The organism is Buttiauxella sp. B2 (genome assembly GCF_006376615.1).
Classification (GTDB): domain Bacteria; phylum Pseudomonadota; class Gammaproteobacteria; order Enterobacterales; family Enterobacteriaceae; genus Buttiauxella.
In genome coordinates this window covers 161,208-173,951 of sequence record NZ_VEXQ01000002.1, presented here as the reverse complement: position 1 = coordinate 173,951, position 12,744 = coordinate 161,208, and the positions used below count along the sequence as shown (strand labels likewise).

The 12,744-nt window shown below is 46.2% G+C and carries 14 protein-coding genes and 1 tRNA gene; 7 read left to right on the top strand and 8 right to left on the bottom strand.

What is annotated here, in order from left to right; genetic code table 11:
• Positions 1–53: 53 nt before the first annotated feature.
• Complete coding sequence (locus FH968_RS03995; protein ID WP_139877641.1) at positions 54–1,337, top strand: YeaH/YhbH family protein; 1,284 nt, start codon at positions 54–56, stop codon at positions 1,335–1,337.
• Between the two features lie 63 nt (positions 1,338–1,400).
• Here the strand turns inward: FH968_RS03995 and FH968_RS03990 are convergent, their stop codons facing one another.
• Positions 1,401–1,670 (bottom strand): BON domain-containing protein, encoded by a 270-nt coding sequence (locus FH968_RS03990; protein ID WP_139877639.1) that lies wholly within the window; start codon positions 1,668–1,670, stop codon positions 1,401–1,403.
• A gap of 217 nt (positions 1,671–1,887) precedes the next feature.
• Between FH968_RS03990 and FH968_RS03985 the strand changes: the two genes are divergently transcribed.
• A complete protein-coding gene (locus tag FH968_RS03985) occupies positions 1,888–2,334 on the top strand; it encodes a DUF441 domain-containing protein (protein WP_139878033.1) in 447 nt (148 codons plus the stop codon).
• Between the two features lie 118 nt (positions 2,335–2,452).
• Here the strand turns inward: FH968_RS03985 and FH968_RS03980 are convergent, their stop codons facing one another.
• Positions 2,453–3,238: a helix-turn-helix domain-containing protein gene (locus FH968_RS03980; RefSeq protein WP_139877637.1), complete on the bottom strand. Its 786-nt coding sequence runs from the start codon at positions 3,236–3,238 to the stop codon at positions 2,453–2,455.
• Between the two features lie 98 nt (positions 3,239–3,336).
• On the opposite strand from FH968_RS03980, the gene FH968_RS03975 reads away from it, so the two are divergent.
• Entirely contained in the window at positions 3,337–4,533 is a 1,197-nt protein-coding gene (locus tag FH968_RS03975) for a CynX/NimT family MFS transporter (protein WP_139877635.1), read from the top strand.
• A gap of 40 nt (positions 4,534–4,573) precedes the next feature.
• On the opposite strand, the gene FH968_RS03970 is transcribed toward FH968_RS03975, so the two are convergent.
• Positions 4,574–5,281, bottom strand: a complete 708-nt coding sequence (locus tag FH968_RS03970; protein WP_139877633.1) for a CTP synthase — start codon at positions 5,279–5,281, stop codon at positions 4,574–4,576.
• A 154-nt stretch (positions 5,282–5,435) separates the two neighbouring features.
• On the opposite strand from FH968_RS03970, the gene FH968_RS03965 reads away from it, so the two are divergent.
• Positions 5,436–5,930 (top strand): DUF523 domain-containing protein, encoded by a 495-nt coding sequence (locus FH968_RS03965; protein ID WP_139877631.1) that lies wholly within the window; start codon positions 5,436–5,438, stop codon positions 5,928–5,930.
• A gap of 22 nt (positions 5,931–5,952) precedes the next feature.
• On the opposite strand, the gene FH968_RS03960 is transcribed toward FH968_RS03965, so the two are convergent.
• The 3 genes from FH968_RS03960 to cspA all read right to left on the bottom strand — a co-directional run bounded on the left by FH968_RS03960 (position 5,953) and on the right by cspA (position 7,089).
• Positions 5,953–6,258 carry a hypothetical protein gene (locus FH968_RS03960; protein ID WP_139877629.1) on the bottom strand — a complete coding sequence of 102 codons (306 nt, stop codon included), beginning with the start codon at positions 6,256–6,258 and terminating at the stop codon, positions 5,953–5,955.
• A 181-nt stretch (positions 6,259–6,439) separates the two neighbouring features.
• Complete coding sequence (locus tag FH968_RS03955; RefSeq protein WP_015585265.1) at positions 6,440–6,598, bottom strand: YqaE/Pmp3 family membrane protein; 159 nt, start codon at positions 6,596–6,598, stop codon at positions 6,440–6,442.
• 281 nt (positions 6,599–6,879) lie between these two features.
• The gene (gene cspA / locus FH968_RS03950) at positions 6,880–7,089 is read right to left on the bottom strand and encodes an RNA chaperone/antiterminator CspA (protein ID WP_034456078.1); all 210 of its coding nucleotides are present in this window, start codon (positions 7,087–7,089) and stop codon (positions 6,880–6,882) included.
• 366 nt (positions 7,090–7,455) lie between these two features.
• On the opposite strand from cspA, the gene FH968_RS03940 reads away from it, so the two are divergent.
• Positions 7,456–8,898 (top strand): lytic transglycosylase F, encoded by a 1,443-nt coding sequence (locus FH968_RS03940; protein ID WP_139877625.1) that lies wholly within the window; start codon positions 7,456–7,458, stop codon positions 8,896–8,898.
• A 110-nt stretch (positions 8,899–9,008) separates the two neighbouring features.
• Positions 9,009–9,251, top strand: coding sequence for a DinI-like family protein (locus tag FH968_RS03935; protein WP_139877624.1), 243 nt, complete (start codon positions 9,009–9,011; stop codon positions 9,249–9,251).
• Between the two features lie 379 nt (positions 9,252–9,630).
• Here the strand turns inward: FH968_RS03935 and FH968_RS03930 are convergent.
• A tRNA-Thr gene (locus tag FH968_RS03930) sits at positions 9,631–9,706 on the bottom strand.
• 162 nt (positions 9,707–9,868) lie between these two features.
• Positions 9,869–10,393: a DUF1003 domain-containing protein gene (locus tag FH968_RS03925; RefSeq protein ID WP_139877622.1), complete on the bottom strand. Its 525-nt coding sequence runs from the start codon at positions 10,391–10,393 to the stop codon at positions 9,869–9,871.
• 576 nt (positions 10,394–10,969) lie between these two features.
• Between FH968_RS03925 and FH968_RS03920 the strand changes: the two genes are divergently transcribed.
• On the top strand, positions 10,970–11,401 hold the full coding sequence (locus FH968_RS03920; protein WP_139877620.1) for a hypothetical protein: 432 nt from the start codon (positions 10,970–10,972) through the stop codon (positions 11,399–11,401).
• The last annotated feature ends 1,343 nt before the right edge of the window (positions 11,402–12,744 follow it).

Sequence of the window (12,744 nt, the reverse complement as noted above, 5' to 3'; positions counted from 1 at the left end):
GGGGCTACACAGTGTGGCCCCCTGCGTAGTTGGCAAAGAAGTTTGGGGGAACTATGGCCTATTTTATTGACAGGCGACTGAACGGCAAAAATAAGAGCGCGGTAAATCGCCAGCGCTTTTTACGCCGTTATAAAGCACAGATTAAACAGTCGATTTCCGAGGCCATCAACAAGCGTTCGGTAACCGATGTGGACAGCGGCGAATCCGTCTCTATCCCAAGTGAAGATATCAGCGAACCGATGTTTCATCAGGGGCGCGGTGGCTTGCGCCATCGTGTTCACCCGGGTAACGATCACTTCGTACAGAATGACCGAATTGAGCGTCCTCAGGGCGGCGGCGGTGGTTCAGGTAGCGGACAAGGCCAGGCAAGTCAGGATGGCGAAGGCCAGGACGAATTCGTCTTTCAAATATCCAAAGACGAATATCTCGACTTACTGTTTGAAGACCTGGCGTTACCGAATCTGAAAAAGAATCAGCATCGCCAAATTACCGAATTTAAATCGCATCGTGCGGGTTACACCTCAAATGGTGTACCGGCGAATATCAGTGTTGTGCGTTCATTGCAAAACTCACTGGCGCGACGAACGGCAATGACAGCAGGTAAACGCCGTCAGTTACATGAGCTGGAAGACAGCCTTGAAACAGTGAGCAACAGCGAGCCTGCTCAGCTGCTTGAAGAAGAACGCTTGCGCAAAGAAATTGCAGAATTGCGTGAGAAAATTGCCCGCGTACCGTTTATCGACACCTTCGATTTACGCTACAAAAACTACGAAAAACGCCCTGAACCTTCAAGCCAGGCGGTTATGTTCTGCCTGATGGACGTTTCCGGTTCCATGGACCAGGTCACTAAAGACATGGCTAAACGCTTTTATATCTTGCTCTATCTGTTCCTGAGCCGAACCTATAAAAACGTGGAAGTGGTGTATATCCGTCACCATACACAAGCCAAAGAAGTGGACGAGCATGAGTTCTTTTACTCACAAGAAACTGGCGGCACGATTGTATCCAGCGCCCTGAAACTGATGGATGAAGTGGTTAAAGAGCGCTACGACCCAGGGTTGTGGAACATTTACGCCGCACAGGCTTCAGATGGTGATAACTGGGCAGACGATTCACCACTGTGTCATGAATTGCTGGCAAAAAAATTGTTGCCGATGGTGCGTTATTACAGTTATATCGAAATTACACGCCGCGCCCACCAGACTCTGTGGCGTGAATATGAGGATTTGCAGTCGACATTTGATAACTTTGCGATGCAGCATATTCGCGACCAGGATGATATCTACCCTGTATTCCGGGAACTGTTCCAAAAGCAGACCAGTAGCTCTCACAATTAATCTATAAAAAAAAACAGCCAGTTAAATTCATTTTCCTGGCTGTTTTCCCTCTTAACTAAATCCTCAATAATTTCTTTTATTTACGGCGAATTGCAATTTATCCACATTACCGACTGCTCTCAGGATTTTCTCTTTTGCTTCCTGACTTAGCCGTTCGCCCTTCACGACCTCTTTACCATTTTCAACTTTGACATCGACTTTATCGGCATCCGTAATACCGCTTTCCTTCAGGTGTTCTTTAATGAGTTCGTTCTGATCTGCTGCATGTGCCGTTCCGGTAACCGCGTGAAGTATTTTCTCACCGGCTTCTTGCACGAAACTGACTAACCCCATATGTCCTCCAGCTGAAGATAAATTACAGAGTAATGAATGCTAACGACGCTAAGGCTTAGCAGAGGAACAAGCAGGCTGTTTTTCAACCGATATTATGCGATTGCACAAAAGTCACTGGCAGGTGTTAAAAACACAGGCGAAGCGCTATGTCTGCGCGTAAAGTGTTTCAGGATAATAAAAACAATCTCTTCTCTTTGTTTTGCAAGGAAACACCATGATCTTCGACTCAACATTGCTTATTCTGCTGGCCCTTGCGGGCTTGGGGTTTGTCAGCCATAACACCACCGTAGCGGTGTCGATTCTGGTGCTTATCATTGTACGTGTAACACCGCTCAGCACCTTCTTCCCCTGGATCGAAAAACAGGGACTGACGGTGGGTATCATTATTCTGACAATTGGCGTAATGGCCCCTATCGCCAGCGGCACGCTTCCCGCCAGTACACTTCTGCATTCGTTTACCAACTGGAAATCACTGGTCGCCATTGCCGTAGGCGTGTTCGTCTCGTGGTTGGGCGGACGGGGGGTTACGCTAATGAGCAGCCAGCCAAGTCTGGTTGCGGGTTTATTGGTGGGAACCGTGCTAGGTGTGGCCCTGTTCCGTGGCGTACCGGTAGGACCATTGATTGCTGCCGGGCTGGTGTCGTTGGTTATTGGTAAGCAATAACACCGCGACCATGCTGCCTGCGTGACACCAGCCAGCCCCGGCACGTTTACATTACGATCCCATTTCAGATGGCTCATCGGTCAATGCTTAAAAATCCTTAGCATATGTAGGAAATATCTTAGTTATTAAGCGACGCCAGATAACGCCCAGGCGTCGTTCCCAGAGATTTTTTGAACATGGTAATAAACGCATTGGTAGACTCGTATCCCAACGCATCCGCCACCTGTTGAACCGTTGTACCATCTATCAATAGTTGCAAAGCAATGATCAGCTGGAGTTGCTGACGCCAACGGCGGAAATTAAGCCCCGTCTCCTTCACCACCAGCCGAGCCAGATTTCGCTCGCTCATAGCAAGCAGTGACGCCCACTGCGCCAGCGTTCGCCGCTCCTGCGGATCTTGCGCCAGTTGCTCGGCAATCTGACGGATCTTCGGATGACGGGACATTGGCAAACGCAGTTGTTCCACCGGCTGATGTGGAAGTTCATCAAACAGTACTTGCACTAAGCGCTGTCGTGCGTGGGTGTCATCATCGCCATGTTTATGCTGGGCGAGATGCAAAATTAACTCTCGTACCAGTGGGGAGATCTTTAGCGTACAGCACTGGTCCGGCATCCCAACGGCACCGGGTTCAATAAACAAAAAGCAAATACGCGCATTGGTGGTCGCACGGTTGCTATGGGGCATAGAGCCGGGGATCCATACCGCATACTGCGTCGGTACCATCCACATCGCCTGCTCCACTTCACAGGTAATCCCACCGTGTAGAGCGACAATCAGCTGGCCTTTGCGATGCTGGTGAAAAGGAATTTCTTTGACGCTTTCTGCCACGCGTATCCGAAATGCCTGCGCTGGTTGCGTGCTGCTGTCTGGATCAAATCCCTCTAAGGCTAAACCGCGTTCCATTATTCTGTCCGAATTTAGGGATAAACTGGCATTTTACGTTGATTTCATCACTGGCAGAAGCGTGTATCTTTAGGCCTCGATTTTAATGGATAAAAAAAATGAAGACTTCCCCCTCAGCGAGCGTAAAAAAGCAGGCCCTATTACTGCTCGGTATTCTGATGCTTGCCACCACGTTGCGTGTCACTTTCACAGGCGCAGCCCCACTTCTGGACATGGTGCGCGAAACCTTCGGCTTAACCACGGCACAGACTGGCATCCTAACCACACTTCCCCTGCTGGCTTTTGCCGTGGTCTCTCCGATGGCCGCGGGTATCGCCCGTCGCTTCGGTATGGAACGCAGTTTATTTGGTGCGATGATCATCATCTGTGCGGGTATTGCACTACGTTCTTCCGGCAGCACCACCCTGCTGTATATTGGCACCGCGATAATCGGTTGCGGTATTGCGATGGGTAATGTTCTGCTGCCAGGTCTGATTAAAAGAGATTTTCCCGGCCAGGTGGCGCGCCTGACGGGTGCCTATTCACTGACAATGGGCGTTGCCGCCGCCATCGGCTCGGTCATGGTTGTACCCATTGCGCTACATGGCTACGGCTGGCAAGGTGCATTGTTGGCGTTGATGGTCTTCCCTGTTGTGGCGCTACTGCTGTGGTTACCGCAGCTTGCAAACCATACTCCGGCGAATCTGAGCACCAGCGGTGCGCTGCATAACCGCGGAATTTGGTCCTCCCCATTAGCCTGGCAAGTAACGATGTATCTGGGGATTAACTCTTTCATTTACTACGTTATTATCGGCTGGCTACCTTCCATTCTCATCAGTCATGGTTACAGCGAAGCTCAGGCAGGTTCATTACATGGCCTGTTACAGCTGGCCACCGCGATCCCTGGTTTGTTTATTGGTTTGATGCTAAGCCGCCTGAAAGATCAGCGTGGCATTGCAGTTCTAATGGCGATGCTGTGGGGTCTGAGCGCACTTGGTCTGTGGCTGTTACCTGACTACGCCAGTTTGTGGGTGTGCATTGGAGGATTTGGTTCCGGTGCCGCAATGATCCTTGGCCTGTCATTCATCGGCCTGCGCACCGGCTCCGCGCACCAGGCGGCGGCGCTTTCCGGCATGGCGCAATGCGTGGGCTACCTGCTTGCTGCCTTCGGCCCGCCAGTGATGGGTAAAATTCATGATGTTTCAGGTAACTGGAGCTTGCCGCTGCTGGGATGCGCGTTGCTTTCTATCGTCATGGCGATATTTGGGACTCGGGCAGGACGCAACGCTGAAATTAGCACACCTGTGAAAAAGTGACTTAAGTTACCCTCTGGCCTTTTGGCAAGCGGGTAGTTATTTACTGTTGTGCAGCGCGCAGAAAAGCTTCAACCAAAGGAGCTGCATGGTCTTTTAATGCATTACGTTCGTGCTGGAACAGTGTACCGACAAAGAATGGATGTTCGGTCAGTTCAACGGCTCGTATTTCACCCTGAACATCCCAACCCGTTGCCTGTAGTCGCGATCGACTTAACTGCTCAGCAAAAATTTCGGCAATTCCATAATTACAGTGGTAACCCTCTTCAATTCTCAGCCGCCCATAAGCAGTCGCAATTAATGAACCTGGTTTTAGTTCTATGATGTCGGATTTCTCCACCAGCGAACAGCTCAGTGCTCCAATAACCAACCGGCCTTCACGGTCAGTTTCAGCATGTCCCGCATCGTCCCAGCCCAACACATTGCGGGCGTATTCAATAACCATATGCTGAAAACCACCACAGGTTCCAAGAAACGGAATATGATTTTCGCGGGCAAAGCGAATAGCCAGCAAGGCACCATCTTCATTTTTATACGGGCTGGCCGGAACACACCAGATAGCGTCATACCCCACCAAATCTTCCAGACTTGTCACCTCAGGCGTGGCTAACCAGTCGTAGTCTGCAGTGACATCAATATTTTCAGCGGCATTATCCAGCGCCCGAGGAATGGCCTGATGTGCAATCACGGTTGGGTTATAGTCGCCGACCAACGCAATTCGAAGAGTTTGTTTAAGAGGTAATGGAGGCATTTAATTGATTATCCTTATGTTTAATAATTTTTGATGCATAAGGAATGATAGAGTATGCCGTTAATTTCTGCCTTGCAACGCCCAAAATTAGCAGGGTGGCGTGAAAGAGACAGACTGTAGTAACGTACTTACCCCTTCACCTTTGAGTGATGTAATGAAAACGAAAATACTGGTCAGTGCCTGCCTGATGGGTTTTAAAGTGCGCTATAACGGACAGGATAAATCTCTGATTACAGAGGTTTTAGAACACTGGCAACGGGAACATCGACTGGTTATTCATTGCCCGGAACTGGCGGCAGGGCTTGCTACTCCTCGCCTGCCCGCAGAACTCGTCGGCGGCGGTGGAATCGCTGCATTACAGGGTGAGGCCAGGATTCTGGACAGTGATGGTAAAGACGTGAGTCAAACTTATCTGTTAGCTGCATGGCTTGCGTTAAAAACAGCACAAGACTCAGGATGTCGACTGGCACTTATGACCGATGGCAGCCCAACTTGTGGTAGCAAGAAGATTTATAACGGGGCCTTTCAGGGGATTACGCAGTCCGGAATGGGAGTTGCCGCAGCACTGCTGCGACACAATGGTATTGAAGTATACGCGGAAGATGAACTCCCCGCGTTGATTGCTCGTATCGAGGAGTTAGAAACTTAAGCGCCAGTTGCCATCAAGTAAATCAATGCACAGCCTGTACGTCTTCAAGCTCTGGCAATAAAGTCTTATCGAGTGGCATCAGATATTCAGCGCGGACAAACGTGTAACCTTCGCGGCCATCGAACGCCACGACATTGCCAGTAACCAACCACAGCGGATGATTCGCATCATGCGGAAGTTGTGTTACTACGCCAGTAATAGGGTTAACAAAGCTTTCACCCGGTTCACACAACCCAAAAAGCTCGACCGATTTTCCCACATTCACACGCCCTGCTGCGGTACGGGAACCAATAATCATTGCCAGCATTCCCGGTTTTAACTGAAACATAAAACGACTCTGTTACTCATCAAAATAATGCATATATAAGAACATTCTTAGGCGGGAATGTAAACAGAGGGGGAAAATGCCTTGTGCACAGTTACCCGCGTTAAGGCATCATGCCAGTTACGCGCACCACAATTTTATGATTACGTAACGCGCCTTAAACCAGTCAGTCAGTTTTATTTTATTAATCGCGAGTTTGCACCCAAAACGCATGAATTAATCCAGGAATATAACCCAACAACGTCAGTACAATATTCAGAATAAATGCCCAACCGAAGCCCTTACCCAGTAAGACACCCAGCGGTGGTAAAATAATCGTTAAAACGATACGCCAAAAACCCATAAAAAAACTCCAGTTATTAATGCTATATACGCTGAAATAAGCATATTTCACTGCAAGCATAGTCTACCCAGCGTAAACCAAGCGAGGGTGCATCGTTATTTAATGTAAAGAATAGATATAACCACAAATAATACATGTGATTAATATTAGAGGTGAAAAGGCAGGATTAGGTGGATTTTAGATAACAAAAAACCCGCATATAGCGGGTTTCTTCACTTTGACTTACGGCTCAGGTTATTCACCGTCTTCGCATGCGTCAGTCTTAGTATGCGTTAGCAGTCTTACAGAGCAACAACGTTAGTTGCTGATGGACCTTTAGCGCCGTTCTCAACTGAGAACTCAACTTTCTGGCCTTCGTCCAGAGTTTTGAAATCATTGCTCTGAATAGCAGAGAAGTGAACGAACACATCTTTGCTACCATTGTCAGGAGTGATGAAACCGAAACCTTTTTCTGGGTTAAACCATTTTACTAAACCAGTCATTTTAGACATAGATACTTCCTCAATATTTTATTGCCATTTAATATGGCGAACGTGGTCTGTATTGCAGAACGTTTCTTATTTAGGCACTTAGGAGGAGACTCACGAAGAAGGGTATCTGATGACTTGATAGCGCTTGAACTGAGGACTGCTTTACTAAAACTGCTTTCATAAGGTCTGTCTTCCAAACCGATGACGCATTTACTCATAGCTACACTTTGGAAGCAAGAATTATTTTCAAATAATAATTTTCTCATCCAGACGGCAAATCTCCCACCCTCTTTTTCACTCGCACCAATAGTGCATTTTTTAACCAAAAAACATTCACGCGAACTATAGTTAAACAGTCACTGGCTGGAATGTTTAGATGGTGTAACGATGGCCCGCTTGCTGTTAGTCCTGATGTTTATCTCTACGTTTTTGCCGATGACGCATGCAGCCACCGATGAACCCCCTTTGAAATTCGAAACCAAAGTTAATGCTGTCTTGGGTGATTACGACGTGATGAAGAATCGACGTGTCGTTCGCGTGTTAATCCCTTACAGCAAAACCTTTTATTTTATCGATAACACTGGCACCCAGCGCGGCATTATGGTCGAGTTGATGCAACAGTTTGATAAACAAATCAATAAAGGCCTTAAACCATCGCAAAAAACACATCTTCTGTTCATTCCGACTGCCCGAGACCAACTTATCCCGCAACTTATCGCCGGACGTGGCGATATCATCGCGGCTAATTTGACGATAACAGCCGAACGAGAAAAACTGGTTGATTTTAGCGCACCGTTGGCAAAAAACGTCCACGAAGTTGTTATTGCCAGCAGAGAGGCACCTGAACTGACCTCGGTCGATTCCCTATCGGGTAAGTCCCTGTTTGTGAACCCATCAACCAGCTACATTTCCAGTATTAATAAACTGAATAAAAAACTGGCAGAAAAAAACCTCCCTCCAGCACAAGTAATAAAAGCGCCTGGCAATTTTGAACCAGAAGATATTCTGGAAATGGTGAACGCTAACCTCGCGGATTACACTGTCGTCGACAAATACCTCGCGCTGTTATGGAAACAGATTTACCCAAACTTAGTAGTTTATGAAAACATCACTCTGCGTGACGATGGTTCTATCGCTTTGGCTATGCGCAAAAACTCCCCTCTTCTGCGTGCGCAACTCGATAAATTCACTGTGTCCCATAAAATCGGCACGTCATTTGGAAATCAACAAGTTTATAAATATTTGCGTAACACAAAGTGGGTGAAAGACTCACGCTCAGAAGAAGAGTTGAAGAAGTTTAATCAAGTTACTGAAATATTCCGCAAATATGGCGCGCAATATAATGTCGATTGGCTGCTAATGGCGGCACAAGGATATCAGGAATCACGGCTTGATCAGACGGTACGCAGCAACAGCGGTGCGATTGGCGTGATGCAAGTGCTCCCCACCACGGGCAAAGAGTTAAAAGTCGGCGACATCAGATTAGTCGACCCTAATATTAATGCCGGGGTGAAATACATCCGCTTCATGCGCGACCGCTATTATGCTGACGAACCAATGAATGAAATGAACAAAATGCTCTTCACCTTCGCGTCTTATAACGCAGGACCGGCGAAAATTGCACGGTTGCGTAAAGAAGCGATGGCCAAAGGCCTGGATCCCAACATCTGGTTTAACAATGTTGAACGCATTGCACAAATGCGTATCGGCAACGAAACCGTACAATACGTGAGCAATATTTTTATGTATTACGTTGCCTACCAGTTAATCATGGAACAGATAAAAGCCCGCAAAGTAGAATCACCGCTCGTAGCCAGTAAATCTGAATAAAAGACCGCCTCTTATTGTCCCGTTCAGGCTTCCTTTTTCAACGACTTTACTTGCCTTGAATGTTGAGATTTATTACTGTATATAAACACAGCCTTAAATGGGACGTACTAATGTTCGTTGAACTGGTTTACGACAAACGAAATGTAGCGGGCCTTCCCGGTGCCAATGAAAAGATTCTTGCGGAGTTAACCCGACGGGTACAGGGTATTTTCCCGGATGCCGATGTCAGGGTAAAACCGATGCAAACCAATGCAGTAAACAGCGATTGCACAAAGAATGAAAAAGAAAAGATCAACCGCCTGGTTGAAGAAATGTTTGACGAAGCAGATTTCTGGCTGGTTTCCGAGGAATAGCAATGAGAAAAACAACCATTGTATTAATTGTGGTAGCCATTCTGGTTTGGCTTGCTAGCCAACAGGGCTGGATCTGACAAGTAATAAAGGAAGCGCTGTCAGCACTTAGCCTTCCTTCACCCGCAGCTCCGTTGCATAAACCAACCACAGACATAGCGGCTTGCCCTGTATATTCATCGTTATTTCAAATACCGAGCAAGGTACGCAAAATTGGAAGGGTATGACCGGGTCAAAAACAACAAGACCCAGCTTAATCACCGACATTACCTGTCCTGAACCTGTGGCTAGAGATTTCGGTGGTGAAAGCCAGAGATCCCTATAGTCTGTGGGTAACAGGCAAAAAAAAGCCACCCAATGGGTGGCTTGATTTTTTAAATAATGGTGCCGACTACCGGAATCGAACTGGTGACCTACTGATTACAAGTCAGTTGCTCTACCTACTGAGCTAAGTCGGCGTGAGATGCATCCTACACAAAGGTGATTCGCGATGCAAACCCTTGCGAATCGTTCGCTCAAAAATTCAACTTATTGATATTAAATCAACCAGTCACGAAGAAATAATCACAATATTGCTTAAAATTTGACTCGCACGTTACCCCGCCACACCTCTAACTTTCTTACTTAACTAAATGTTGATGCAACTGTTCCGTTATCGTTTCGATGCGCTCGGTCAACTGCTTCGTCACGTTAGTCAGCTCTGTATTCATTTCTATTAGTTTGATCATTTGTTCAGTTTGTTCGGCTGCAAATTTTAAGCGTTTCTCATTAGCTTGAGCTAAATCCTCTCGGTGCATAGCATCAGCTTCTGCATGCGCTTTATCCCTTTCCGCTTGGCGTGTCTGTGCCAGTAGTATGAGTGGTGCCGCATAGGCAGCCTGGAGACTAAAGGCCAGGTTCAATAAGATAAACGGATAGAGGTCAAAATGACTCACTCCCGTAATATTGACGACGACCCACACCAGGACTATCAGTGTTTGAGCGCCGAGAAAAAATGGTGTGCCAAAAAAACGCGCAAACGCTTCAGCTTTTAATGCGAACCAACTTTCGCCGAAGGTAGGTGATAAATGCTGATGAAGATGATGGAAACGTAAGTGGTCCCGCCCCGTTATTTTACTCACGGAGTCATTAGATGATATCGCCATTTTTGTTACTCCTCAGCCATAACAAATAGTAATAAAACCAAAGTGTAGCAGAGGAATTGGCGGCCAACTCCCGCAAATCCACTTAGGATATGAGAGCCCATACGAGCAGCACAAATGAGCCAGGGTCTTTGTTAGGCATACACGTATCTCTCACCTCGCTATGAAAGCAGGTGCTAGCTGTGTAGTTGGGGAATCGCCATATCCAATGCGATTAGAGATTAATGGCTAGCTGATTGGATAAGCGCAAATGACGGCAATAAAATACAACATTTATGATTCATTATGAATCTTATTTGTTACTATGATCACATAATCAACGAACATGGCGGTTCAGTGAAGCACAATGAGTTCCTTTGCTGGTTAAAGTCCCAAGGAGTCATGTTTGAAAATGCAAAAGGCGGTGATAGTCACTGGAAAGCAACAATCTACTGAAGGAGGTCAATATTCCCTTTCCAAAGCTCAAAGGAGATACCCGAAGGAACAAAAAACCGATAATCAAGGATATGAGGCTTTAAGGCCCCAACCTTTTCGACACTGAATCTGGTCATTGAGACCGAAACTGGAAAGAGGTAGGTAATGTTTAAATATCCAGCAACAGTATCTTTCGATAAAGATACCGAACAGTACGAAATTAGCTTTCGCGACTTCAATAATCTGCACTCAGTCGCTTTTACTGAGGACGATATCGAGCTTGAAGCAAGAGATGCATTGACAGTTATGATTGGCGACCTGGTTGATTCAAGGGTTCCAGTACCTGAACCGTCAGTTGCCATGGCAGATGATATTGTTATTCACCTACCTGTGCTGACATGCCTGAAAGCGGCCTTGCATAATGCCATGATTAACACCGGTACTCGCAAAGCTGACCTGGCACGCAAGCTCAATCAGAAAGGGCCGCAGATTGACCGCCTTCTTGATGTTAATCATGCGTCAAAAGTCGAAACACTTGAGCAAGCCTTGTATCTCTTGGGATACGAAGTTTCCGTATCTATTTCTCGAACTGCTTAAACGCAAAAAGTCACCGGCTATTATCCGACGGGAGAAGTTTTACAGGTTACTGGTAATGGCCCGGGACGTTCCTGGTGACTCTTTGAGAATTATTGTGATTTGAATAATTACAATGCCGTACCCCCCTAACTGCAGGTTCAAGTATACATTCGATAGAATAAAGAAACGGGGGAACATTTTTTGAATGCAAGTTATTTTAAGTTTGTTCCAATATCAAAATATGAAATTAAATAAAAATTATAACTCTCTTTCGCATCTCTACTTATCGCCGTGAGATAATAGCCTAGTGGTTCGTTTTCATCACTGGATAAGATGTATTTGAAACTTCGTTTGCTATTTTTGCATCACATGTAACTTCCCACTCAGAATTTTTATTCTTTGCGTTCACACATCGCGAAGGCCCGTATGAATAAAAAACATGAGACCCGAACTTTTTCTAAGCTTTGGTTACCCACAAAGGCATAGGGTATATACTGATACAAAATATAAAACCAACTATGACCGCAATCGCAAAACACCCGAAGGTGATTACCTTCACTTTGTTCATTATCTTCCGCCTTCAAATGGAAAAATAGATTCACATGTTATTTAATCAAACTTTACTGATTAAATAATGAAATCATCAGCCCAGGGAAATATTCAAGAATTTTCTCTGCCAAAAAACAATATACATCCGGAAGAACGCTGGAGGTTTCCGGACGACAGATTCGAAAGTGCTATTCTGTGAATCCACCGGTATATGTGCGACTGCGCTTTTAGTCGCTGTGGGTAATCCCGTCTTGCAGATTGAAAAGCATTTTTCTGGAGCGATCGGCGGGAATCGAACTTGCATCATCAGCCTGGACGGCTGAGATAATTGCAAATTGGTGGCCCTTGCTGAACTTGAACCCGCGACCGGGCGATTAAGTGCTACGCACTCTAACCAACAGAACTAAAAGGCAAAAAAAAACCGCCTTCCATTAGGGGGCGGAATATCTGTACACAGGACACAGGTACAGACAAAAACCATACTGATATTATTATATGCCTCAGCTGGTAGAGAGAATACTAACTGGCAGTTTGCATAATGCCCATAGTAAATTTTCACATATCATTATTTAATAAAACTTAATATGTATTGGCAGCGTGAAACAGCACAACTTAACGAAGGCTATCAACATTTCTGGGTAAGATCATGGGCTGGGAACGGCCAATATCTGGACTTCAAGGGCTGATAAGCACCTACCTTCTGGCCATATGGGCATTAACTCAATTCGGCCAACCCTTCGATTAACCACCAATGTTTGATACCACATTGATAAATTGAGCAATGTTCGGATTAGTGCCCAGATAAGACAAAACCC